Source organism: Vibrio mytili (assembly GCF_000830505.1).
Taxonomy (GTDB): Bacteria; Pseudomonadota; Gammaproteobacteria; order Enterobacterales; family Vibrionaceae; genus Vibrio; species Vibrio mytili.
The window spans coordinates 33,837-58,887 of sequence record NZ_JXOK01000061.1; the positions used below are offsets into that span (position 1 = coordinate 33,837).

Here is a 25,051-nt window from a genome sequence, read left to right on the forward strand (position 1 = left end):
TGCTATAGCAACGATGCTAATTCTAGAGTGATACGCACAAACTGCTCATCTTGGTATTGCACTTCATAGTTAAAAGTACCACTGGCGTAAATGCTGCCTAAGAACAGAGAACGTTGACTCATCGGGCCGCGGAACAGCATCGAAATCGGTGTGATGAGCGCGTTATTATCGTCAAAGTGCTGGTTCAAATTCTCCGACAATACACACAGCAGACAGCCATGCTGGTCGTGTGATAAATCCACATCTTCAGGGCGTGAGAGCATAACGGTTGTGCCAAGTTTCTTCTCGATTTCATTAATCAGCAATAGATAGCTGTCCAAATGTGGTTGAGGGTTACTCGGTTTGTCTGCTCCTACACAGCGTTCAAGTAGGGCTTCGAGATTACCATTTTCCCCTTTCGCCTGTTGAGTGATCGACTTTAACGGCTTTTTAATCAGTTTGTAACGATTGCTTTTCAGCTTAGGCTTAAGCCATTTTTGCAGTAGATCGTTGCGCGCTTTTAAAGGAAGGGCTTCAGAAGAGGCATGGACTTTAAAGTGAAGATGCAGTAATGCATGTACAGCAAGCTCACTTAGAAGCTGGTTAGCATCAGCGGATTGTCTTACCTGCTTAGAACTTTGCATTACACTCAAACGACTTTGAATAAGAAAGGATATGGTGCCGAGAGAGGGACTCGAACCCTCACACCAAAGGCACTAGCACCTCATGCTAGCGTGTCTACCAATTTCACCATCTCGGCATCATGATGCTCTGCATAAGCAGAGGCCTCGTAAGAAGCAATCGAATTGTATAACCAAACTCTATCTTTTGGCGAGTCAAAAATAGCGCATTTTTCGCATTTCGAGTTTGATTGCGTATTTATTGGCCATTTTTACGTGTTAATAAGTAAAAGAGTACTAATATCCTTACTTAAACTGCAGGTAAGAGCTATTTGAATTCACCACACTATGGCTTATTACCAAAAGCTTTCTCTACCAATCCATAAGGCACGGATTTAAACGCTTTTGGGGTGTTTTGGGTTGTGGGTGCTTGGTTAACCCCTTGCCAATCGAGTAGCATAATCGCCAGTACGTTGCGGTGCTCACCATATTCCAACTCAAAGTCTCCATCGATAGACGGGATCATGCCTTGGTCTGGGTCAATTGCTTTTCTGATAGCTTGTCTCGTTTTCTCGACAACAGGGTCGTTTTCCAAGCCTGCGAGTAAGAATGAGATCCCCACTTCTGCAATCACATCCTCTTTTGCACGCAATAATATGGTGTCGATATTGTTACGAAAGTAGTCGTAAATCCATTGGTGCTGAGTTTCACTGACTGATTTTTGGTAGTACTGAGAGTCAGCAAATATAATGTGCGTCATGCCATAGAGCTTGTTGCCGTATTGTTGAGCTGAGAGTTTTTTGTCTTTTTCATCAGGGTACGTCTCACGGAACGCTTTTGTGAAATCGTCAACCACGTCTTGCTCTCCAAGTTGGCGCAACCAATACACTTGATTGGCTAACTGTGCGGCCCACGCTTCGATCATTTCACGATCGGTGGCATAGCGTGTGAAGTCATAGCGTTGAATTACGCTTCTTAACGTTTTATCGTTTTTATGTTTCAGACCGTATTCATCAGCTCGCGCCATTGCGCCCAACAAGTCAATACCAAGGTAGAGATATTCGGGATGATGTTTGGTCACCGTATAGCGGCGCTGACTGCGTTCGTCATCTTTGTTTTGGTATTGTGCAAGTCGCTGAGAAGAATACAAAACCACATCTTCTGGTGTGACGACTTCGTTTGCGATGTAGTTTAAGCGGCTGGCCACTTGTGCCATATCGGTCCAAATGGCAGCAAGATATTGGTCATCAAGCGTTTGTCGATACATACGCAGGCCAAAGTGGCCTTCTTTAAAGGCCGAAAAAGTAAACAGTTCGCGTTCGTAAGTCTCTTTAATTAATTGCGCTGATTGAGAATAGCTTAGGCTAGATGTTTCATTTTGAGCAGCGTGAACATTGAGAGCCAGTGAACAGGAGAGTAATACTGCCAGAGATAGAGGTTTGATTTGCATAGCGTATTCCCATAGAGCCATTGAGTAACTTAACGTACCACTAACTTATAAAATCTATGTAAAGCTCCGGTAAAACAATCGACGGATCTTATTAAGAAATATAGCGAAAAGTGAGATTGATGCGCTCACCTTTTGGTTTTGCAGTTTTTGGAACACTGTGTTTCCAATGGTGTTGCAGCTTGCCTGCCATGATCAATAGTGAACCATGAGAAAGTTCATATTCTATCTGCGTTTTACAATGTAAATTTCTTAATAAGAATCGGCGAGTGGCTCCCAAGTTTAAAGAAGCAATAACCGGGTTGGTTCCCAATTCTGGCTCATTGTCTTGGTGCCATCCCATCGAGTCTTGCCCGTTTCGGTATAGGTTCGCCAACACGGAGTTAAATGGCTCTTGAGCGATGGACTCACAGCGTTGCTTTAGTTCAGATAATTCCGGGGTCCAAGGGTGAGGCTCCGAGGTCAACCCTGAATAAGTATAGGTGGCATCGCCATGCCAGGCTTGCAAGCGCGGTTGTAATACTGAACGACCAAACAAGGTGATGGACTTTTGCTGCCAAGGTAACGTGGTACGTAACTTAGTAAAATATTCATCGGCTTCCAATAAACTCAGAAAGTTTGGGTGATAGTATATTTTACCTTGATCCACTGCTCGCCAATGTGGCTGTTCACATAAATAGTTTTCTTTTTGCACTTAATGTTTCCTAGTTCATAAAAAAACTCAGATTAAGATTACCTTTATTACAATGTTTGAGTATTCTTAAATAACGATTTTAACAATAAATTATAAAAGCTCGCCACAAGAGTGAGTCTGTGAATCAGTAGGACACCAATGCGCTATTCACCCAAAAAGCCGTGTTATTTTGTATCTTTTTTTCTTACTTTTTTCGCTTCATGTGTAGGGATTATTGAGCTGGTTCACCACGATCAGCAAAACGTTTACCAAAGACGCGATCAAATTGAGGCAAAAGATCAACTGTCAGTCATTCGCTCTAATTTAGAAGCGATTCTCATGGCAGATATTTATAAAGTGAGCACCTTAGCTACATTGATCTCCTTGTTGCCAAACCGTGATGAACGAGATTTGAGAGTGGCTGCAGAGCGAATACAGCGCAAGAGTAAACATATTTCGACTATCGGGATTGCACCAAATGACGTGGTTACTCACGTTTTTCCGTTGCAAGGAAATGAAAGTGTGCTCGGGTTGGAGTATCGACATTTTCCTAACCAGTGGTCGCAAGTGAAAAAAGCGCGAGAGATACAAGAAATCTTTATTGCCGGACCTATTTCATTGGTTCAAGGCGGACGCGGCTTGATTGCCAGATTACCGGTTTTTAGTGATGCGCCGCTCAACGAGAACTATTGGGGCGTGATCAGCGCTGTCATCAATTTTGACTCGCTACTCCAAGATGCTGGAGTATTCGATTTTTCTTATCGTTACCCTTTAACCATACGAGGTTATGATAGCAGTGGGGAGTTCGGGGACATTTTCTTTGGTACCGCAAATGATCCAAGCAAATTGTATGCGAAAGAGGTGGTCCATTTTCCTTATGGTGGATGGAGCATGGCTGTGTTTTCTGGGGATAAACTCAAAGAACAGTTACCATGGTACGAGGTGAACATCGTGAGATTGATTGGTTATCCGATGTTATTGGTGCTAAGCATTGCGATCTTCGTGATTTACCGACTTTACATCATCGCTAACCAACGAGCGTTGCACGATGAGCTGACTCGTTTGCCGAATCGTCGGAACTTTATGCATTCATTCAAGCGACAATTTGAAATTGCTCAACGTTACCAACAAGACTATAGCTTTGCTTTGATTAATATCGATCTGGACCGATTTAAAAGCATCAATGACACCTATGGGCACAATGCTGGTGATAAAGTATTGATCGCGGCAGCTGAGCGTATTTTAGGCGGTTTACGAAAGTCAGATATTGTTGCTCGTATGGGGGGGGATGAGTTTTTAGCTATCGTGCATAATCCTCAATCTGAACAAAGTTTGGAAGCGTTAATCTTTAAGCTAAAAGGTGTTTTGAGTAAAACTCCTATCATTTATGACGAACATCTTATTTATTTAGAGGTCAGCATTGGCTACGCGATGTTTGATCCAAAAATGCTCTCGCCGGAGCAAATGTTAAAAGTGGCAGATGAAAAGATGTATCAACAGAAGCACAAAAGTCGAGATTAACAAGTTTCACTGCATTGAGTGGCTTATTGGTTTTGTTTGCATTTTGCATTTGCGTATTGCAAATAAACTGGTTAACAAAGCAACGATATGCATCAATATCCGCTTGAATGACACATTTTTAATGTTGGCACGAATAATGCTATATGTTAGGTGACCCTTATTAAGCCGAGGGTCACCTAGCCAACTGACGTTGTTAGTGAATACATTTTGTTCACATTTATCTATCGCCAATCACGTTTATTGTGATTGGCGTTTTTTCTTTTAGTATCCGCTGTTTTTCTACTGCTAGTGTTACATATCAAGTAAGTTAACTTGATCGCTTAAATTGTCCGCTTGATTGCAATTGCTCTCGCCGCTATGGCTGTAGCAGCTTGGTTGTCTTGGACAGACGGCTCCTCTAGAACAGATTAATCTCGCTTCTGTTTGAATTCCGCGCTCTATCCAGTTGATATTTAAGATCTTCGCGATAGTTGTTAAGTCTTTTTTAATATGTCTAGGGATGACACTGCTCCCTCCAGATGACACGCAGAGTGATTTCAACTCTTCTGCGATGGATATTGCATCACCGCCTTGGGCAGAGATCGCAGGATTCAGATCGATGCCAGCACATAATACGCGGTTGTTACCCGCAGGGTCGGCAACATTAATCGATTCGCAACAGTAAATGCGTGGCTCATTACCCACGTTGAGAATGGAAATTTGTGCGGAACTGGTATCCAACGGTTGTGCTAAGCGTCGGAAAACCGCCCAGTGTTGACAAGGGTCGTTCACTTTACGCATGTTGCCCCAAGGCAGCGGAATGCCATTCCCTCTGTAAACAGCTTTGAGTTTACCTGGTCCATATGCATCGAAATAGTGCCAGTGAGGGTAGGGAGACACGACGGTCATTCTACGCATCGCGACCGACGGGGAAACACCTGCCTTTTTATGGACACTGATCTCGTACCCTGAGCGGTCTAGGAGTTGTCGGAACGGAACTTTGGGGCATAACAATGCACCAGCAAAGAAGCTGGATTCGAAATCACGCCAAGCTTGCAAAATGTCTTGCGAATTAAGTTCTGAGTTGGAGAACTGAGTTTCAGTTTGTTCCCAGTTGTGCTGGTGTCCGATAGAAAGCACATTGTTCATTGCGTCACTGCTATGTAAAACTCGATGACCAATGTACACCGCCAAATCGTACTTGAGTCTTGTTGGATAGTCACGCATGCGTGTATTTAGATAAATAGTATTGGGCGCTTCCATAAAAGACGTCACCAGTTGCTTTGCACTCACTCCAAGTTCATCGATCACATCTTTTGGTGCGCGGTCAATCCAACGAATGTCTAGCCCCATACTTTTGGCAATGTCGATCAAATCTTCTACCGACAGATTTAAGCGCTTTAGACCAATTTCTTCAGCGGCACGCTCTAAATCAGGGAAATGGTTTTGATGGTTTTCTTGATGAGCTCGAATTAACAAGTGGGCAAATTGACGTCCTGTGATACCGGTTTGGGACAGCATTTCCGGAATGGCGATTTGGAGGATGTCGTTGGAAAATAGGAAGCTCGGTTCAAGCGCCATGCCGTTGATTCCGCCTCGATTGCCCTTGTTGGGTGTGATGGCGTCGAGCTCTGGTTCATCATCTAGAAACCAAGTTGGATCTTTCTGAAAAACTTCAGCGATCACTTCTAGCATATCGATGCTTGGCACGCGTTTACCGCGTTCTATCATTGAAAGATAAGACACAGACGGAGCGTACTCTGGGTTGATTCTAACGCAGCGCGCAGACAAGTCTTCCATTGTTAAATGGTTATTCTTCCTCAGGTTACGAATTTTTGTACCTAGAAAGTGAGACTGACGAATAAGGCTTTTTGACACAGACATTTGTAAAATTCACATTGTAAAATTTTTGTTGTGAAATTGTAGTCAATTTTTCGCTAGTCTACATAATAAGCAGGCAAGAAAATTAACCATCAACTTCACAGATTTGCCTGAAACTTAAACGAGAGTATTAAGTTTTTACTCTAAAAGAGTGTTCAAGTACGAGGATATGACGATGAATATGCTGAACTTCGATAATAAAGAAATGACACAACAACAACGCCCATTTATCGCTGAAGCTGTATTTGCCGTCGAAGCGGTAAGTGCATCTCAGCAAAACGAAAAGCAAGGAAAAGCTAAGCAGTTGCTCGACCGTATGTTTCCTTTAGAAAACGGATCCCACCAAGATGTTTCTAGCTATGTTATCGATTACCGTCATGTGTTGGCGTATTTTAAAGATGGCACACATAGCGGTCTGAAAAGCCCAAAACATTTTGTTGCATACACAGGTGAAAAAGAAGATCCGAAATCAATTTTATTTAAAGACGATTCGGGCAACCATGTTGAAGTGCTGTTTGGTTGTCACAAGGGGACAGGTTGTGTTGAATTGATGGACATTGATGACATCCAACTTGAAACTCGGACAACGTTTTCGCCAGAACTCACAGGCAATGCACCTACGGCAATGCGTCACTGGATAAGTTTGGTGAAAGGTGACCAAAAGGGTAAACCGATGGCATGCAGTGAAGATAAAGAATACACCGCGAAAAACGGTGACGACTATACGCTGAGCTACTGCTACCGGGTGGGTTGAGAGGCGTATCATGGACCATTATATTGGTCTCTTACAACCTGTCACTGGACGTGAAACAAAAATAAACCCTGTCTCTGTGAGAGCAGGGTTTTTGCTTATCTATTGGCACTAAACTCACGAAAATCGGAATTCATCTCACGACATCAAAGTGGCATCACTCGATTACGACCAAGTTGCTTGGCGTCGTAAAGGTGCTCATCCGCCTTAAATATTAAAGACTCGGCAGTGTCACCGCTCTCGAACTCGGCCACACCAAATGAGGCGGTAATATTGTGGATTTGTGTCCCGGTGCGCTTATCTGTAACACGTAACTTTTCTAGCATACGGCGTAAGGTGTCCGCATATTGGCGTGCAATACGCAACGATTTGTTGGGAATGATGAGTGCAAATTCTTCTCCGCCAAAGCGATAAGCACACGCGCCGTCTCGACAACTTTGTTGCAGTCTTTTTGCAATGGCTTTGAGAACATTATCACCAAAAAGATGGCCATAACTGTCGTTAAATTCTTTGAAATGGTCGATATCAAGCATGATGATCGACATGTCTTGATTTGCTTCAATTAATGCAGTGATGTCTTTGTTGAATGCGCGCCGATTGTAAAGGTTCGTTAAACCATCGAACAATGCTTCTTTTTGTACTTCTTCAAGTTGCTTTTTAAGGCGAGCAATTTCACCACTGGCATTGTTGAGCTGGCGGCTTAGAAAGGCTGTTGAATGACGAATGTCATGTGATTCCGAAACCAGTTGACGAATAACTACCATCACGTCTTCAAGATTTAGGTTGCCATCTTCCACTTTTTCTAGTTTATCAAAGCTTTTATTTACCATCTCGGAGAAGGACGCGGTATCTGAGAGGGTATCGCACATTGTGCTTGAAGCTTCGTTCAGGATGACGCTTATGTTAGCCCGTAGATCGTCAAGACTGGTTTCTGATTTGTTTGCTACGTAGGTACTGTATAGACGCGTTGTCGCTGTTGGTGGGCAAATACCATAATCTTCCAGTACTTTGTCTAGCTCAAAGTTGAGTTCTGGGATGGTGTTATCGACATACGTATACCACAACGCATAGTTGGCTGGCGTTGTCGCTACGTAGTTTTTTATCATTAATGGCACCGCTTTCTTTAAGTTCGCGGTCGATTTCTTAAACTCGTCGTTCATTCCTGACATGGCAATAGAATAAAGGGAATGACTGTAGATTAACGGATTTTCATGATAATCGCTTCAATTTTATTACTTTTGTTGAATTTATGCGTGTCTAAAATGAATTTAAGAGGTCTGGTTCAAATTGTTTCAATGTCAGTACGCCATTTTTGTTGAACCAAGCGCGATGAGGTGGTCGAGGTGAGGTTTATCGTATGAAAACACGGTTACATTCTTCGGTTTTGTATTCAAGAAGGTACCTGCAACCGATCGATTTAAAGCCCCATTCCGTATATGACCACGTGGAAAGAGAACGATGGGACCAACCGTTGGTTGAGATGATGGCAAAGAGAAAGCAAGTGGGGAGTATCGAATGCGTTATAAAACGGTACGATTGATTTTGGGCGATCAACTCAACAGTGATCACTCTTGGTTTCAGTCAGTCGATGATAACGTGATCTACGTGATAGCAGAGCTCAAGCAAGAGAATACCTATGTGACGCATCATATTCAGAAGGTATGCGCTTTCTTTTCTGCGATGGCAACGTTCGCTAAGGAAAAGCAAAGTGAAGGGCATCATGTGTTGTATCTTACGCTAGACGATACTGCTCCCTTCGAGAATCTCGAACACTTACTGAAACATTATGCTCGCGAGGTAGGCGCGATAAAGTTTGAATATCAAAGACCAGATGAATATCGGCTGCTAGAGCAGCTCGCTCAACTGAAAATTAATGATGTTGTCATACGTTGTGTTGATAGTGAACATTTCTTGTTGCCTTTTGAGGAGATAGAAACGCAGTTCCCGCAAGGGAAGCACGTCATGATGGAACATTTTTATCGCCGCATGAGGAAACGGTTTAACATTTTAATGCAGGATGGTAATCCTATCGGTGGCAAGTGGAATTACGATGCAAACAACCGCAATAAGTTAAAGCGCAAAGATATTGAGGAACTACCCGCCCCTTTGATGTTCAGTTCAGATGTGAATGACGTCGTGAAACGATTGCAAAGGCATAACATTCAGACCATTGGTCGGATGGAAGGCGAGCTTCTTTGGCCTATAAGCCGCACGCAAAGCTTGTCACTACTCGCACATTTCTGCCAAGTTTGTTTGCCAAATTTTGGGCGATTTCAAGATGCGATGACGGCGGAGCATGGAGCGAAGTGGAGCCTGTATCATAGTCGTTTATCTTTTTCGCTCAACAGTAAATTACTCCACCCACAAGAAGTCATTAATGCCGCATTGAGCACCTTCAATTCAAACCCGGCTGTAGACATTGCCCAGGTGGAAGGGTTCATACGTCAAATCCTAGGTTGGCGAGAGTTTATCCGCGGCGTGTATTGGGCCAATATGCCACAGTATCCCATAAAGAACGAACTGGGTGTTGCGCGCCAACTTCCGAGCTATTTTTGGACGGGTAAAACCAAGATGGCGTGCATGAAAAATGCGATTGGTCAGTCTCTAGACTACGCCTATGCTCATCACATTCAACGCTTAATGGTGACCGGTAATTTTTGTCTGTTAACCGAAATAGACCCCGACCAAGTAGATGAGTGGTATCTCGGCATTTATGTTGATGCAATTGAATGGGTGGAAATGCCTAACACACGTGGCATGGCGCTGTTTGCTGACGGTGGAATTGTGGGGACAAAGCCTTACGCGGCGAGTGGTTCATACATCCACAAAATGAGCGATTACTGCAAAAACTGCCATTACGATAATAAAGCCCGAAGTGGCGAAGATTCTTGCCCATTCAATAGTTTGTATTGGCGTTTCATGCACAAGCACGAGCAGCGTTTGGCCCGCAACCCTCGCATCGGGATGATTTTTCGGGCTTGGGACAATATGGAAACCGCACAACGCAACGCTATTTTACAGACGGCTGAGCACTACATCGCTAATTTGGAGAGCTTATAATGAAAATTTTAATCGTTGGCGGCAATGGGGGGATTGGCTTGGCTATGGTGCAAGAGGCCGTTAAACGTTTCCCTAATGCAGATGTACACGCCACATATCATACAGAAAAACCAGCTTGGCAGGCTCTGCGTGTTGCATGGCATCAATTAGACGCGAGCAACGAATCTCAAGTTCAACTGCTCAGTGAATCGATTGAAGATATCGACTGGGTGATTAATTGTGTTGGTCTGTTGCACACCCCTGAAAAAGGACCAGAAAAAAACCTAGGTGCGTTAGACCCAGACTTTTTCATGCGCAATATCACCGTGAATACTTTGCCCAGTCTATTGTTGGCAAAATATTTCACTCCTCAGTTAAAGCGCAGGCAAGCCCCTAAATTTGCGGTTATATCTGCGAAAGTGGGTAGTATCGCCGACAATCGATTAGGTGGATGGTACAGTTATCGCGTATCAAAAAGCGCTCTCAATATGTTTCTTAAAACGATGTCGATTGAATGGCAACGAACTGTAAAAAATGGTGTCGTATTAGCTTTCCACCCCGGGACAACCGATACCGCGCTATCCGAGCCATTTCAGGACAATGTACCAGTCGGTAAGTTATTCACACCACAACACGTCGCGGAGGATTTGCTTGGCTTGCTGGAAAAAGCTACCCCGCAAGATAGCGGGGCATTTTGGGCGTACGATGGTGAAATACTCCCATGGTAAAACCATGTTTCAAGCCTTAAGGGTAGGCTTCTTTTTCGGCTTGCTGCTTCGGCAGCGTGTAGAGCAGTACACCACATCTTGCCAATTTTTCGCCCACTTCTTTCGCCAAGAGAAGGGGCGCGCACAAACGGGACAGATTTTCGTCGGTAGATGAGTTTTAAAACCTTTCATACTCAAATCCACTCATCGCCGCCCGGTTTATTTGCCAAAGAGGTACAAGTATTCCTCATAACCTTGTTTCGCCATTTGATCGACGGAGACAAACTTCATAGCAGCGGAGTTCATGCAATAACGTAACCCAGTTGGTTTTGGGCCATCTTCAAACACGTGACCCAAATGAGAGTCGCCAAATTTGCTTCGGACTTCGGTTCTTGGGTACAACAGTTTGTAATCAGTTTTTTCCACGATGTAACCTGGATTTATTGGTCTAGTGAAACTTGGCCAACCTGTCCCTGACTTGTACTTGTCTGTCGAGGAAAATAGCGGCTCACCGGTGACAATATCAACGTAGATACCAGCAGCTTTATTGTCCCAATACGCATTGTCAAAGGGCTTTTCTGTTCCGTCTTCCTGAGTTACGTAATATTGCAATTCGGTGAGATTGGACTTTATTTCCGCTTGTGAAGGCTTTTTGTATGGCTTCACTTTCTTCAGCAGTTTTTTCTCATTAATAAGCTGACGTAATGTTTTAGGATGCTCTTTTCGATCATCGCCAAACACTTGGTCCAGATACTTATCGCGCCCTGATGCATAGCGGTAGTACTTGTACTTCAAGCTGCTCTTTTTGTAATAATCTTGATGGTACTCTTCGGCTGGATAGAAAGTCTCAAATTTGATGAGCTCTGTTTTCAGTGGTTTGGGATAGATCATCGCTTGGTCGATTTCCATCATGAATTGTTCGGCAATGTGTTTTTGCTCAGCATTGTGATAGAAAATTGCTGGACGATATTGCGGTCCTCGGTCAACAAAAGATCCTTTATCGTCGGTTGGGTCGATATGGCGGAAGAAATAATCTAGCACTTGCTCGTAGCTTACGACGCTTGGATCGTATTTGACTTCGACCACTTCGATATGGCCAGATTTTCCTGAGGATACTTGGCGATAGGTTGGATTTTTCACATGTCCTCCAGAATACCCAGAGATGACATCGACAACCCCGTCAAGTTGCTCTAAATCCGACTCTGTACACCAAAAACAGCCTCCTGCGAGTGTCGCGACCTGCAGGTCTTTTTTTGTGTCCATCTTGTCCATCGTGTCAGCACTGCTCGTCTGGCTCACCAGTAGTAATACCGGAAGTACGAGAGAGAGCCCAATCAACAGTTTAGATATTACTTTCATAACTACCTCAAACCTTATCTTCAGTTGTTTGTTTTCCTTTGATACGTAATTAGAAAGGTTGTAGAACGAAAAAATTACACCGAGTCCAAAAATTTGTTTGCCCTTTACTTTGAGAAAGCTACAGTATCGGCATAGAACACAATGGCTGATGAGTCACTGTGACGAGTACTCAATGAGGTAAACCATGCAAGCAGAAGTAAAATGGATCGAAGATTTTAAATTCCTAGGTCAGTCTCAATCTGGTCACGCTATCGTAATGGATGGTAATGGTGGTGCAACCGCACCAAGCCCAATGGAAATGGTCTTAATGGCTGCGGGCGGCTGCAGTTCCGTAGATGTCGTAGATGGTTTAAAAACAGCAGATCAAAAAGTTACATCGGTTAGTGCGAAGTTAACCACAGAACGTCGTGAGACAGCACCACGTATTTTTACCCAAGTTAACATTCACTTCGAGGTGTCTGGTGATGATCTGAATCCTGATGTGGTGGCCAAAGTCGCAGCGGATTCCTTGGAGAAGTATTGCTCAGTTTGTTTAATGCTTAGTGAAGCGGTTGAAATGACCCACAGTTGGGAAATTGTTTAAGCCATTGAGGTAAAAGCATCTGTTGTAGAAACGCCTAGAACTCTTGCGGCGTAATATTCAGAAAATAGGAAAGAGAAAAGCGTGTGCTTTTCTCTTTTTTTATTCCCTGGTTCACGTACTGTAGACGTCGTTGAAAGATATAGGGGGTTCCTATGACAGAGTTAGAAAAAATGATGTCAGGTCAATTATTTAATGGTATGGACGAATCGATTGATTCTATACGCATTCATGCCAAGCATGCACTGCGAGCGTTGAACAATAACTTGGATGAGTGTCAACGTGACGAGCTGCAGAAGGCGCTGTTTGGTAAAGCTGGTTTGTGTATTGTTCAAGCTCCATTTCATTGTGAGTTTGGTAAAACCATTGAAATTGGAGATCAGACCTTTATTAATATGAACGTTGTGATGCTTGATGGTGCCAAAATCACCATTGGCAATCATGTGCTTATCGGTCCGAGTGCGCAATTTTATACCGCGTCTCACTCGCTTGATTATCGTCGTCGCCGTGATTGGGAAACCTTTTGCCAGCCAATCACAGTGGAAGACGATGTTTGGATTGGAGGGAATGTCGTCATCAACCAAGGCGTGACTATCGGTGCACGCTCGGTGATTGCCGCGAACTCTGTCGTTAACAGTGATGTTCCACCGGACAGCCTGTATGGCGGTACGCCAGCTAAATTGATTCGTCGATTAAATGAGGAAACATAAACGTATATTCTGAACCAGCTAGCTCGGTTGTGCAGATTCTAGCGGGTCTCCTTGTTAGTGGACAGAACGTGAGCGCTAACAATAGAAATCGCGCATTTTGCAACTCACGTTTTGTCGTCATTTTCACTATTCAAATTAAGACTGAATAATAATTTGATCGCCATCAGCCATGACTAGGCTTGCCTTATTTTGTTTAATAAGTTGTGCTGCGCAAGGAGGCGTGACTGCTTGAATATCACCTTTTATTTTTAGTGTTGATGTTTCCCAAGCTTGATCTCGATATTTGCCCGATTGAGTATATTGAATAAGTACTTTCATATCGTTTTCCTTGATGTATGTTGAGTCTTATACTCAAGTGACTTCAAGAGAATTTCTCGCTGAACAAACACCTTAAGGTTACTTGAGTATATTAACATTAACGGGCTTTTTGCTGTTACGCAGTGGTTAAAAGTGAAACATTAGTTTAACCAAATGGTGCTGTTCTTTATGCTTTATAGGCGGTAAATTCTTTGATTTAGATCAACGTTTTATTTCGGGCTTGTGTCGAGGTTACTTATCATAACGGTCCCAGTAAGGCATGTCTGTCCCTAACTTTTCACTGATAAAGTCAATAAACACTCTGACTTTTAACGGCATGTGTTTTCGTTCTGGAAAGACAGCATAAACCGCGTGTTCTGGGAGGTCATAGCCTTCCAATATCGGCTTGAGGTTGCCAGCAGCAATATCACGAGAAGCGATAAAAGTAGGAAGTTGAGCAACTCCGGAACTTTTCAGCAGCATCTGGCGGATCGCTTCACTGTTATTGACGACAAAGTTTCCCCGCGGTAGTACCTTGTATTCATTACCATTGTGAATGAATAGCCATTCTACTCCGCCGCGGAAATAAGAATAGAGGAGGCAATTATGCATGACCAAATCACTTGGTTTTTGAGGCGTTCCGTGTTGCTCCAGATATTGTGGTGAGGCACATAGCACACTCTTACATGGCGCAAGACGCTTTGCTACCAAGTTTGAAGAATCTAACTTGCCAATTCGAATCCCCAGATCAAAGCCGTCTTTTACTAAGTCGACCATTTTGTCTTCAAGATGCAAGTCCACTTCAATTTTAGGGTATCGAGCAAGAAACTCGCTGATTAAAGGTGCGATGTGCAAGACACCAAACGACATCGGTACGGTAAGCTTAAGTATGCCTTGCGGAGAGCCTTGTAGCTCCGATACGGCATCGATGCCTTGCTGAGCGAGGTTGACAGCCTGGGAAGCATATTCAAAATATCGTTTCCCCGCTTCGGTCAGACTCAACTTGCGTGTAGTGCGGTTAAGCAATCGGATGCCGAGTTCGTCTTCAAGTTGATTGATGCGTTTGCTGATAGCAGATTTGGTAAGATTGAGCTGTTTTGCGGCAAGCGAAAAACTGCCGCACTCAACCACCGCCACAAATATCGGTAGAGAGGCGAGTGTATTCACACGAATTTCCAGTGATTGTTGAATTTAAAGATACAATTAATTTCCTATTATAGAGATTATCTTCAGGAAGAAAACAATCTAAACTGGGCTCTTATTAACATGGTCTGATATAGAGATGAGAAAATGAAGTACGATTGGATTCTATTTGATGCTGACGAAACCTTGTTTCACTTTGACGCCTTCAAAGGTTTGCAGTTGATGTTCTCACGCAAAGGTGTCGACTTTACCGAACAAGACTTTACTCACTATCAACAAGTGAATAAGCCTCTGTGGGTCGATTATCAAGACGGTAAAGTGACCGCGGATGAATTAAAACATCGTCGTTTTACTGAATGGGCAGAAAAGCTCAATACCACCACGGCAGAACTAAACAGTGCATTTTTAGATGCCATGGCTGACATATGCCGTTTATTGCCGGGTGCTAAAGAGCTGATGGAATCGCTCCAAGGTAAGGCTAAAATGGGGATCATCACCAATGGTTTTACAGAGCTTCAAGCTATTCGACTTGAACGCACTGGCATGGCGCACTATTTTGACCACGTGGTCATTTCTGAGCAGGTGGGGGTTGCAAAGCCAGATTTGGGCATATTTGAATACGCGATGCAGCAAATGGGGCAACCGTGTAAAACCCGCGTATTGATGGTCGGCGATAATCTGCATTCTGATATTCTTGGAGGCAATAACTTTGGGATTGAAACGTGTTGGCTCAACACTGCGGGCGCAAGTGTGGATGAAAAAATCACTCCGAGTTATACCGTTAAGTCTCTTTGCGAGTTAAAGAATATTTTGGTCGCGTAGCTCATTCGCAGTACAGTAAGCGTAGTGGACGACGATAAAATATAAGTCTAAAAAAGCAGGGAAAACCATGACAGATATAAAGACGTTAGACAGTAAAGTCGTTTATCAGAATAAATGGATGACCGTTCGTGAGGATAAAATTCAACGTCAAAGCGGAGCCGAAGGTATTTATGGTGTGGTAGACAAGCCAGACTTTGTCGCGATTCTGGCTGTCGATAATGGCATGATTCATTTGGTTCAGCAGTATCGTTATACGATAAGCCAACGTTGTTGGGAAATTCCTCAAGGATCTTGGGAGTCGAATCCTGATGTTGATCCTCTCGAGCTCGCCAAAGGAGAGCTACGTGAGGAAACAGGTATGCTTGCGGGGTCAATGGAGTACGTGGGTGCGCAGTTTACTGCTTATGGTTTCTTAAATCAGACTTGCCATGTTTACTTCGCAACTCATCTTACTGAAGTAGGGAATCAGCTAGACAGCGAAGAAGAGGATCTGATTACTCAGGCGTTTACTGTTAAAGAGTTCGAGCAGATGATGCTAGATGGCACCATTAAAGACAGTGTCACTATCGCCGCCTATGGGTTGGCGAAGCTGAAAGGTTTGATTTAAAAAAAGCCCTAATAAACAGTACTATAAAGAGCTTTACTATTCAGGGCGCTGTACCCAAGCAAGTCTTAACTGCTTGGGTACAGAGGCAAAGCAAGTGCTGAAGGTTATTTGTCTACCTTCTTACCTAGGATTTCGACTTTTGCTTTTTTAGTTACGCCTGCGACTTGCAGCGCAGTATTACCAACCGATTCGTAGCCCAATTCTATCTTGTCGATTTTTGCATCGTCTTTGGTTGGTAGGCTCAGACTTCTTGATGACATACCTTTGGTAAGAACCCCTAGGCTATCGAACGTTTTCTCCTTTCCATTACTCATGATTACCTTGATGCTTTTCAAGTTTACGGTGCCTTGGGTGCACTTTATCTTGATATGGCTAAAACGTGTTTTTGCAAAGGGTGATAGAGGGTTCACGGTATCGGTTTCGGATTTAAAGCTGACGGTTTTATCGGCAATGGTATTCCAATCATTATCACTGGCGATCGATTGAAAAGATGCAACAGCGATCAATAGGCAGAGAGTTATGAGTTTTAACAGTTTCATATGTGTCCCTTAGCTTGATGAAGTGTAATTCGATGACTTTATATTTCGCTTTGGTTGATTCGTGAATGAAATGACGCTTTGCTAACATCGTACGATAATAGCTGAACTTTTGGATTTTAGTGCAATTTATTGCGTAACTGTTTGCGTGTTACTGACGCCGATTCTGCAGTCTATTCAAAAGTCACTTACAAGACACTAGTGGTAATTTACTTATCTTTACGACTCCTCACCTTGTGCCTATACGTCCATTAGCAGTATAAAATAGTAACAACTATTTACTTCTCAATTTCTATGAATCATAAGAAAAAATGGCTATTTTTGTGTGGGATTATTCTCGTTGGTGCGGCTGTTGGCTACTTTTTGCAACGTCCCGAACCGGTCGCAGGATATGCGACAGAACCCGTGCGAAAGGTCATATCGAAAAAGCCGTTCTTGCCAATGGGATGCTCCAAGCATCGAAGCTCGTCAATGTGGGCGCTCAGGTGTCTGGTCAAATCCAGAGTTTAGCAGTCAGTCTGGGTGACGAGGTTGAGCAAGGTGATCTTATTGCCCAAATTGACAGTTTGACGCAACAAAACAGTTTGAAAGAAGCCCAGGCGTCACTCAATAGCCTCAATGCACAATACACAGCCAAGCAGGCTCAAATTAAACAAGCTCATTATGAATATATACGTCAGAAAGGCATGTTGGCCGCAAATGCGAGCTCAAGAGCTGAGTATGAAAAAGCGGAAGCATCCTTAACTATCTACAAAGCGGAATTGGCGCAGCTTGAGGCGGAAATTGAAAAGGCCAAAATAAATGTAGACAGCGCTCAAGTTGATCTTGGTTATACAACGATTAACGCCCCAATGGACGGTACCGTGGTTTATACCGCCGTAGAACAAGGCCAAACGGTCAACGCCAACCAGACCACACCAACTATTATTGAACTGGCAAAGCTCGATACAATGACGGTAAAGGCTGAGATCTCTGAAGCGGATGTCATCTTTGTTCATCCGGGTCAAACTGCCGTGTTTACTATTCTTGGTAAGCCAAGTCAAAAATTTGAAGGCACGCTACGTGCGATTGAGCCAGGTCCAACCATCATGGATGGTGACGACAGTGATTTAGCCATTTCTGATAGCGATGCAATTTATTACAACGCTGTGTTTGATGTTGAGAATCCCAACCGCATCTTGCGCATAGGTATGACTGCTCAAGTCTCAATTGTTTTGCAAGAGTCTCAAGATACATTACTTATCCCAGCACAAGTATTGCAAAAAGCGAGTGGCAAAGAGGCTTACACGGTTCCGGTTCTCGAAAATGGGCAAGTGTTACAAAAGCCAGTCAAAGTCGGTATCAACAATAAAGTGATGGTAGAAGTTCTTTCTGGTTTGAAAGAAGGAGAGCAGGTGGTTCTTGGCTCAACGTTGGATGCTAGCTCATCTGGCCGTGGTGGCGACCTAGGATGAGGTTCTAGCATGAGTCAGGTACTATTAAAGGTCGAAGACTTAACGCGAAGCTTTGTTTCTGGTGACGAGTCACTCACTGTGCTTAACCACATCAATTTAGAGATTAAACGCGGTGAAATGGTAGCAATCGTGGGAGCTTCCGGTTCAGGCAAATCGACGCTAATGAATGTGCTGGGTTGCTTAGATAAGCCTACCAGCGGGCGTTACTTCATCAATGGACAAAATGTATCGGCACTCGGTTCGGATGAACTGGCGCAACTAAGACGCGAATATTTTGGTTTTATCTTTCAGAGATACCATCTGCTCAGTGATTTGACCGCGGTGGGTAATGTTGAAGTGCCGGCGGTTTATGCTGGCGTGCCTTATCGTCAACGCACTGAGCGCGCAGAGTTTTTACTTTCACGACTCGGTTTGGGAGAGAGACTAACGCATAAACCGAATCAGTTGAGCGGCGGGCAACAGCAGCGGGTCAGTGTGGCTCGTGCTCTAATGAATGGCGGTGAAGTGATTCTGGCGGATGAACCGACTGGTGCCTTAGACAGCCATAGCGGAGAGGAGATGATGGCTCTGCTTAGAGAACTTCACCAATTGGGCCACACGATCATTTTAGTGACGCATGATATGAGCGTGGCAAATTTTGCTGATCGTATTATCGAAATCAAAGACGGGGAAATCATCTCCGACAAACATAATACCCAAACCAATCACCAGCAGCAGGCGCAAACGGCGCAAACAACCAACAAGCAGAGTCATCAAGACGCCAGTAAGTGGTGGAAATTGGATAGTTTTGTTGATGCGCTAAAGATGGCGTTGCTTGCTATGTCCAGCCATAGAATGCGTACCTTTTTAACTATGTTGGGCATTATTATCGGCATCGCTTCTGTCGTATCTGTGGTTGCATTGGGTAACGGTTCTCAGCAGCAGATTTTATCTAATATTGCTTCCATGGGTACAAATACCATCGATATTCGGCCCGGACAGGGATTCGGTGATCGTCGCTCTGGAAGGGTTAGAACGCTAACGGCGGCCGATGCTGAATCATTAAAGAACCTACCATTTGTTGACAGTGTGACGCCTTCATTATCTAACAGTGTCACGGTACGGTATGGCAATCAGGATGCCTCAGCCTCAGCGGAAGGGGTTGGGGAAGACTACTTCCGTGTACGAGGCTATGAAATCTCACAAGGGCAGTTTTGGGACGAAGACAGTGTTGGCTCACTGGCACAAGAAGCGGTGATAGATGACAATACTAGAAAAGAGCTTTTCGCTGATCGTAGCCCGATAGGCGAAGTGATTTTCCTTGGCTCGCTGCCAGTGCGCATAGTTGGCGTCACGCAGAAGAAAAATGATGCATTTGGGAACAGTGAAGCCCTGAAAGTTTGGGTGCCATACACGACCATGTCTGGGCGCATGATGGGACAGAGATACCTGAATGGAATCACAGTGCGGATTGATGAAAATGCCCCAAGCAGTGCGGCGGAACAAAGTATCATCAAGTTACTCAAAATGCGTCATGGTACGCAAGACTTCTTTACTATTAACACGGATACCATCCGCCAAAATATTGAGAAGACTACGGCAACGATGACGTTGCTTATCTCTGCGATTGCAGTGATTTCTCTTATCGTTGGTGGTATCGGTGTTATGAACATTATGCTGGTTTCGGTTACTGAGCGGACCAAAGAAATTGGTGTGCGAATGGCGGTCGGTGCAAGGCAGGCCGATATTCTACGACAGTTTTTGATAGAAGCAGTGCTGGTCTGTTTATTCGGCGGAGTAACGGGCATTGGCTTAGCGTTTCTGGTTGGTTTTATATTTAGTTCGTCCGGCAGCAGCTTCCAAATGATTTACTCGATGAACTCTATTCTTTGGGCGTTTATCTGTTCAACACTGATTGGTATTGCGTTTGGCTTTTTGCCAGCGCGCAACGCAGCAAAACTCGATCCCATAGAAGCATTAGCGAGAGACTAACATGACTAAGACACTGAAATTTAACGCACGCTGTGTTGCGATGGCAATAGTTGCGCTTTTCCTGTCTGGCTGTGGTTCTTTGATGCGCACAGAATACCAGGCTCCAGAAGTTCAAGTGCCGACCCACTGGCAACAGGTTCAGGTTGCCAGTGATGTTGCCGTTGATCCTTGGTGGTTGGCGTTTAACGATTCAAATTTGAACCGCTACATCAATCAGGTTCTTGCACAAAACAACGATATGGCGCTGGCGACATTGACCTTAAAGAAAGCGCGTTTGCAGTTAGGGTTAGCGCAAGATGATTTGTTCCCAACCTTCAACTCATCGACATCCGGGCAAGTTGCAAAGTCGTTAGACTCAGGCGAATCAACCGATAGTTACAGCACCAATTTGTCTGTCAGCTATGAGCTTGATCTGTGGGGGAAAATATCTGCTGATATTGATCAGGCGAAATGGACGGCAATGGCAAGTCAACAAGATCGTGAAGCCACTGCTCAAAGCTTGGTGGCGACAACGGCATCGCTCTATTGGCAAGTTGGGTACCTGAAGCAGCGTTTGCAGTTAGGTCGACATAACATTGACGATGCGCAGCAAACGCTGAATCTTATTCAGAAACAATATGAGTTGGGGGCGGTTGATCAGCTTGATGTGTTGGAAGCGAAAAGTGCACTGGCGAGCCTTAAAGCCCAGCAAAGCGCGTTCGAGCAAAGCTTGGTAGAAGCCAATAATGCGTTTGCTATCTTGTTCAATCAGCCGCCAAAGACAATGGGTGACAACATTCGAATGTTACCTGAGGAGCGTATTCCATCGTTAAATGTCGGTGTACCAGCCGATTTGTTAATTCGTCGCCCGGATATCAAAGCCGCGATTTATAAAGTGAAATCGGCGTTGGCAAACAAAGATGCTGCTGATCTCGATTATTTACCCGAGTTAACTCTCACGGGAGCTCTAGGAGGGTCTTCGGAAGCTCTTAAAGACTTGCTATCAAACCCGATTGGCAGTTTGGGGGCGGATATTACCCTGCCATTCCTCCGATGGAGTGAGATGGAGAACAACAAAGCGATTTCGGATATTGATTTTCAAACTGCGATCGTTAATTACAGAAAAGTGTTATACACCGCATTTCAGGATGTCGAAAATGCTTTGTCGGAACGTGAAAAGTTGATCTATCAGTCAAATCGCTTACAAGAGCAATACGATGCAGCCAGCGCAGCCGAGAAGATTTATGCGGCGAGATACCAGTACGGTTCAACGTCGATTATGGATTACTTGAACGCGCAAGAAAGCACAAGAAACGCACAAGCTTCACTGCTTGAAAATCGATACAACCAATTTATTACCCAGGTAACCCTATATCAATCATTAGGCGGCACAGACATCGTGCCGAACGATACCTAAACAACCAAAAGCCCTGAACTTGTGCAGGGCTTTTTATATAGAGCGTTTGCTTTAATTTTACGGGCGGTCACCTGCAGCTAACCGACGCTCGATATCTGCAATCACTTGAGGTAAATCGGCAATGGTGTCGATCAAGTAGTGGGGGGAGCTGCTAACAAATTTCGCACGTGCTTTTTCACGAGCCACGTCTAGCGTCGCTTTGTCAGCCGCTTGATACTCTCCTAAAGTAAGTCCCGCTTCGTTGCCTGAAAGCAGCAGACCAACTGTCCACATTCCGGCATTGTGACCTTCAAAAATACCGGGTGCAGAATCGTCTACTTTGATGCACGCTTTCACGTCTGATACGCCAAGTTCAATGACGTTTTTTAAAGCCATGAACGGCGCTGGGCGACCACCTTGTGGTAAGTCATCCGTCGCGACTACGCAGTCAGGTTGGTAACCGTAATCCGCGGCAACAGGGATCAATACGTCCATGACTTCTCGTGGGTAGCCCGAGCAGGAACCAATTTTAATGCCTTTTGCTTTCAGATCATTGACCACTTTAACGGCGTTGAGAATGGGCGCGGCGTGATCCGCGACTTTGGCTTTTTGCAGAGGCATAAAGGCTGCGTAAATAGCATCAATGTCTTCGCTGGTCATTGAGCGGCCAAATTTCTCATTCCAGCGTTGATCAACCGCAGCAATGCGACCAACCGCGTTAATATGGTCCCATTTACCAAGACCCATTGGCTCACGTGCTTCTTCGAGACTGATGTTAAAATCAAAGCCTTGTTTAAATGCTTCAATAAAGATGCTCGTTGGCGCGAATGAGCCAAAATCGACAATCGTGCCAGCCCAGTCAAAGATTACCGCTTGAATTGGTGATTTGTTCATGTTCAATCCTTCTTTCTTACACCAAACGCACTCGGCGTTCTAATGCAACCTAGTTTAGTGGTTAACGTCTTTACATACTTTGGCGATGGCATCTTCAAGTATCGTTAGTGCTTGTGTTAATTGTTCGCGAGTGATGATCAATGGCGGACTAAGCTGAATAACGTTACCTTGAGACACTTTAAAGCTCAGGCCGTTGTTGAGGCATTGGTACAAGATGGCTTCTGCTTCATCAAACGCGCGCTGTTTGGTATTTCGATCGGTAACCAACTCCACTCCCCACAGCATACCGATACCGCGAACGTCACCAATCAATGGGTACTTTGCTTTCATTGCTAAGAGTTTTTTATGAATGAAATCACTGTCTAATTTCGCTTTGTCCAGCAAGTTTTCTTGCTCGATAACTTCAATGGTCGCCAGCGCAGCGGCACAACCAATAGGGCTTTTCTCATGGGTGTAATGTCCCATCGAGATTTGTTTGGCGGTGTTGTACTTATCTTTGGTCACCATGGCAGCAATGGGCACGACACCGCCGCCCAAACCTTTACCGATACACAGAATATCTGGTTCGATATCGTAGGCTTGGTAAGTAAACCATTCGCCACTACGACCCATACCATTTGGAATATCGTCGATAATTAACATGACATTATGTTTGTCACAGATTTCACGAATGCGTTTCCAGTACGCTTTACTAGGTACTTGAACATCCGTGTTGCGGACGGCCTCTGCGATAAAGGCACCTATGCCACCTTCTTTTTCAATCACGTATTCCAAATAATCGGCATAGTGAACATCGCGATTTTCGGTTGATGCGTCGTTATAAGAAGGGAATGCCCCGCGATAGGATATTGCTGGTGGAATGCGCTCGACACCCGCCATCAAAGGCCCCATACCGTGACGAAAACAGGCTTCACCACCGACGGAGATCGCATCCAAAGACGCACCGTGGAACGAATCCCACAACGACACGACTTTGTAGTTCCCAGTGATGTGGCGAGCAAGCTTCAGAGCCATACCGATGGCTGATGTTCCACCCGGAGCAAACAGCACCCGATTGAGCGAGCCACCACAAATTTGAGTGAGTTTTTCGGCGCATTCAATTGCGGTTTGGTTCGTAAAGCGACGCGGTGAAAACGGTAATTTGGCCATTTGCTCCTTTATACGTCTAATCACATGTGGGTGACCGTAGCCAAGCTGATGGACGTTATTGCCATGAAAGTCCATGTACTTTTTGCCGTTCGCATCTTGTAAATAGATGCCTTCCGCTGCTTCCAGAGTGTCAAGGCACGGTGATGACATGGCTTGATGCAGGAAAACATCCGCGTCACGCTTGAGTAAGCTTTGTGTTCGCTCATCATCCATAGAAGCATGCCACGTTTGGCGGGCTGAGGTGGTATTCACATCTCCTTCGCTACGGAAATGAGTGAGTTTTGTATTCTGAGTCATCACGTGTCAGCTCTGCGTTTGCTGTTGTTGCCAGTACATGGCATTACTAATCGCAACAAGCAGCCGCTCAATATCGGTGGGGTATACTTCACCAATATTACCGATTCGGAAGCAATCTGCGTTTGAGACTTTACCTGGATAAATCACGAACCCTTGCTCTTTCAAGCGTGTGTAGAAAGTTTTGAATTGGTAATCGCTGTGTGTTGGCGAGTAAAAAGAGGTAATGATCGGCGAATGCAGAGCGTCATCAACCAGAGGTTTGAACCCGAGAGAGCGCATACCTGCAACTAGCGTTTTTTGGTTGGTTTGGTAACGTTGATGACGCGCTTCCACACCACCTTCTTGTTCCAGCTCTAGTAGGGCTTGATAGAAGGCACGGACCGTGTGGGTTGGGGAAGTAAAACGCCATTTGCCGTGGTTCATTTCCATGCAATGCCATTGATCATACAGGTCGAGGCTCAGTGAGCGAGCCTGGCCCTGGCATTTTTCCAGCTCGCTCTGTTTTGCAATGACAAAACCAAAGCCCGGCACGCCTTGGATACATTTATTGGCAGAGCTGATCATAAAATCAATATCGAGCTCGGCGATGTCCATTGGAATGCCGCCAAAGCTTGACATTGCATCTAAAATCAATACTTTACCGTATGTTTTTGCTATTGCTGCAAAATCTGCAATTGGATTGAGCATTCCTGTGGTGGTTTCACAATGCACGATGGCAACGTGTGTAATTGTAGGGTCCGTAGCCAAAGCTGTTTCCACCTCGTTCAAGTGTGGCAGTGATGTTTCGCCAGAGGAAATAACGTGGCATGGAATATTCAGATAGGTTGCGATTTGGGCGATGCGAGCACCGTAAGCGCCATTATCCACGGCAAGCAGTTTGCCTTCTTTGCCAATCGCACTGCCGATAGTAGCTTCGACCGAAGAAGTGCCACTGCCTTGCATGAGAACGCTGGTGTAACCTGGTTGTTTGGTTGCGAGCTGCACGAGCTTCGAACGGATTACTTCGACTATCTCTTTGTTATACTCATCGTCCATGTGCACCAGTCTTTTAACATTGCTTTACGTACAGTTTCTGAAGTAGATAAAGGGCCAGGAGTCAGCAGTAGGTATTCGTTTTTCATCCTTTTTCTCTTTTGGTATATACCAGATTGAATTTAGACTTTACCAAAGGAAGAAAAGAGGAGTAAATACGCAACCAATGAAGTTCATAAAACTTTAATGTAGGATAGTTGTAGATAAATTTTGGTATATTCCATTTGG

Annotated in this window: 22 protein-coding genes, 1 tRNA gene and 2 pseudogenes; 11 read left to right on the top strand and 14 right to left on the bottom strand. The window is 44.5% G+C overall.

The window, feature by feature from the left end; translation table 11 throughout:
* Positions 1-2 precede the first annotated feature (2 nt).
* The 4 genes from SU60_RS15490 to SU60_RS15505 form a co-directional block, all read right to left on the bottom strand.
* A complete protein-coding gene (locus SU60_RS15490) occupies positions 3-623 on the bottom strand; it encodes a DUF2913 family protein (protein WP_041156310.1) in 621 nt (206 codons plus the stop codon).
* A 32-nt stretch (positions 624-655) separates the two neighbouring features.
* A tRNA-Leu gene (locus SU60_RS15495) sits at positions 656-739 on the bottom strand.
* 206 nt (positions 740-945) lie between these two features.
* Positions 946-2,049 (bottom strand): DUF3541 domain-containing protein, encoded by a 1,104-nt coding sequence (locus SU60_RS15500; RefSeq protein WP_041156311.1) that lies wholly within the window; start codon positions 2,047-2,049, stop codon positions 946-948.
* 91 nt (positions 2,050-2,140) lie between these two features.
* On the bottom strand, positions 2,141-2,740 hold the full coding sequence (locus tag SU60_RS15505; RefSeq protein ID WP_041156312.1) for an alpha-ketoglutarate-dependent dioxygenase AlkB family protein: 600 nt from the start codon (positions 2,738-2,740) through the stop codon (positions 2,141-2,143).
* Between the two features lie 138 nt (positions 2,741-2,878).
* Here SU60_RS15505 and SU60_RS15510 point away from each other — a divergent pair, with 138 nt between their 5' ends.
* On the top strand, positions 2,879-4,240 hold the full coding sequence (locus SU60_RS15510) for a diguanylate cyclase (RefSeq protein ID WP_041156313.1): 1,362 nt from the start codon (positions 2,879-2,881) through the stop codon (positions 4,238-4,240).
* A gap of 291 nt (positions 4,241-4,531) precedes the next feature.
* Here the strand turns inward: SU60_RS15510 and SU60_RS15515 are convergent, their stop codons facing one another.
* Positions 4,532-6,103 carry a DUF3612 domain-containing protein gene (locus SU60_RS15515; RefSeq protein ID WP_084735890.1) on the bottom strand — a complete coding sequence of 524 codons (1,572 nt, stop codon included), beginning with the start codon at positions 6,101-6,103 and terminating at the stop codon, positions 4,532-4,534.
* 172 nt (positions 6,104-6,275) lie between these two features.
* Between SU60_RS15515 and SU60_RS15520 the strand changes: the two genes are divergently transcribed.
* Positions 6,276-6,854: an aldolase/citrate lyase/malate synthase family protein gene (locus tag SU60_RS15520; RefSeq protein ID WP_041156315.1), complete on the top strand. Its 579-nt coding sequence runs from the start codon at positions 6,276-6,278 to the stop codon at positions 6,852-6,854.
* A 143-nt stretch (positions 6,855-6,997) separates the two neighbouring features.
* On the opposite strand, the gene SU60_RS15525 is transcribed toward SU60_RS15520, so the two are convergent.
* Entirely contained in the window at positions 6,998-8,011 is a 1,014-nt protein-coding gene (locus SU60_RS15525; protein ID WP_041156316.1) for a GGDEF domain-containing protein, read from the bottom strand.
* A gap of 355 nt (positions 8,012-8,366) precedes the next feature.
* Between SU60_RS15525 and SU60_RS15530 the strand changes: the two genes are divergently transcribed.
* Positions 8,367-9,911 carry a cryptochrome/photolyase family protein gene (locus SU60_RS15530; RefSeq protein ID WP_041156317.1) on the top strand — a complete coding sequence of 515 codons (1,545 nt, stop codon included), beginning with the start codon at positions 8,367-8,369 and terminating at the stop codon, positions 9,909-9,911.
* Positions 9,911-10,618 (top strand): SDR family oxidoreductase, encoded by a 708-nt coding sequence (locus SU60_RS15535; protein ID WP_041156318.1) that lies wholly within the window; start codon positions 9,911-9,913, stop codon positions 10,616-10,618. Before SU60_RS15530 ends, SU60_RS15535 begins: the two co-directional genes overlap by 1 nt.
* Positions 10,619-10,627: 9 nt before the next feature.
* Here the strand turns inward: SU60_RS15535 and SU60_RS21460 are convergent, their stop codons facing one another.
* Both SU60_RS21460 and msrB read right to left on the bottom strand, forming a co-directional pair.
* The gene (locus tag SU60_RS21460) at positions 10,628-10,789 is read right to left on the bottom strand and encodes a DUF2256 domain-containing protein (RefSeq protein WP_084735899.1); all 162 of its coding nucleotides are present in this window, start codon (positions 10,787-10,789) and stop codon (positions 10,628-10,630) included.
* A 27-nt stretch (positions 10,790-10,816) separates the two neighbouring features.
* Entirely contained in the window at positions 10,817-11,956 is a 1,140-nt protein-coding gene (msrB, locus tag SU60_RS15540; protein ID WP_041156319.1) for a peptide-methionine (R)-S-oxide reductase MsrB, read from the bottom strand.
* 184 nt (positions 11,957-12,140) lie between these two features.
* Here msrB and SU60_RS15545 point away from each other — a divergent pair, with 184 nt between their 5' ends.
* Both SU60_RS15545 and SU60_RS15550 read left to right on the top strand, forming a co-directional pair.
* Complete coding sequence (locus tag SU60_RS15545; protein WP_041156320.1) at positions 12,141-12,539, top strand: OsmC family protein; 399 nt, start codon at positions 12,141-12,143, stop codon at positions 12,537-12,539.
* A gap of 152 nt (positions 12,540-12,691) precedes the next feature.
* On the top strand, positions 12,692-13,246 hold the full coding sequence (locus SU60_RS15550; RefSeq protein WP_041156321.1) for a sugar O-acetyltransferase: 555 nt from the start codon (positions 12,692-12,694) through the stop codon (positions 13,244-13,246).
* Between the two features lie 135 nt (positions 13,247-13,381).
* Here SU60_RS15550 and SU60_RS15555 read toward each other — a convergent pair whose 3' ends face one another.
* Together SU60_RS15555 and SU60_RS15560 are read right to left on the bottom strand one after the other, a co-directional pair.
* Entirely contained in the window at positions 13,382-13,564 is a 183-nt protein-coding gene (locus SU60_RS15555; protein ID WP_041156322.1) for a hypothetical protein, read from the bottom strand.
* Between the two features lie 231 nt (positions 13,565-13,795).
* On the bottom strand, positions 13,796-14,710 hold the full coding sequence (locus SU60_RS15560; protein ID WP_041156323.1) for a LysR family transcriptional regulator: 915 nt from the start codon (positions 14,708-14,710) through the stop codon (positions 13,796-13,798).
* 123 nt (positions 14,711-14,833) lie between these two features.
* Here SU60_RS15560 and yjjG point away from each other — a divergent pair, with 123 nt between their 5' ends.
* Entirely contained in the window at positions 14,834-15,508 is a 675-nt protein-coding gene (gene yjjG / locus SU60_RS15565) for a pyrimidine 5'-nucleotidase (RefSeq protein WP_041156324.1), read from the top strand.
* 67 nt (positions 15,509-15,575) lie between these two features.
* Positions 15,576-16,115, top strand: coding sequence for an NUDIX domain-containing protein (locus tag SU60_RS15570; RefSeq protein WP_041156325.1), 540 nt, complete (start codon positions 15,576-15,578; stop codon positions 16,113-16,115).
* A 104-nt stretch (positions 16,116-16,219) separates the two neighbouring features.
* Here the strand turns inward: SU60_RS15570 and SU60_RS15575 are convergent, their stop codons facing one another.
* Positions 16,220-16,654 (bottom strand): hypothetical protein, encoded by a 435-nt coding sequence (locus SU60_RS15575; protein ID WP_041156326.1) that lies wholly within the window; start codon positions 16,652-16,654, stop codon positions 16,220-16,222.
* Between the two features lie 291 nt (positions 16,655-16,945).
* Here SU60_RS15575 and SU60_RS15580 point away from each other — a divergent pair.
* The 3 genes and pseudogenes from SU60_RS15580 to SU60_RS15590 all read left to right on the top strand — a co-directional run bounded on the left by SU60_RS15580 (position 16,946) and on the right by SU60_RS15590 (position 21,472).
* Positions 16,946-18,105: pseudogene (locus SU60_RS15580) on the top strand (efflux RND transporter periplasmic adaptor subunit).
* Between the two features lie 9 nt (positions 18,106-18,114).
* Positions 18,115-20,076 carry a MacB family efflux pump subunit gene (locus SU60_RS15585; protein ID WP_041156327.1) on the top strand — a complete coding sequence of 654 codons (1,962 nt, stop codon included), beginning with the start codon at positions 18,115-18,117 and terminating at the stop codon, positions 20,074-20,076.
* A gap of 1 nt (position 20,077) precedes the next feature.
* The gene (locus SU60_RS15590) at positions 20,078-21,472 is read left to right on the top strand and encodes an efflux transporter outer membrane subunit (protein ID WP_041156328.1); all 1,395 of its coding nucleotides are present in this window, start codon (positions 20,078-20,080) and stop codon (positions 21,470-21,472) included.
* Between the two features lie 57 nt (positions 21,473-21,529).
* Here the strand turns inward: SU60_RS15590 and phnX are convergent, their stop codons facing one another.
* From phnX to phnW, 3 genes and pseudogenes are all read right to left on the bottom strand, one after another.
* Positions 21,530-22,345 (bottom strand): phosphonoacetaldehyde hydrolase, encoded by an 816-nt coding sequence (phnX, locus tag SU60_RS15595; protein ID WP_041156329.1) that lies wholly within the window; start codon positions 22,343-22,345, stop codon positions 21,530-21,532.
* Positions 22,346-22,399: 54 nt separating this feature from the next.
* Positions 22,400-23,791: an aspartate aminotransferase family protein gene (locus tag SU60_RS15600; protein ID WP_041156330.1), complete on the bottom strand. Its 1,392-nt coding sequence runs from the start codon at positions 23,789-23,791 to the stop codon at positions 22,400-22,402.
* A gap of 6 nt (positions 23,792-23,797) precedes the next feature.
* Positions 23,798-24,912, bottom strand: a pseudogene (gene phnW / locus SU60_RS15605) (2-aminoethylphosphonate--pyruvate transaminase).
* Between the last annotated feature and the right edge of the window lie 139 nt (positions 24,913-25,051).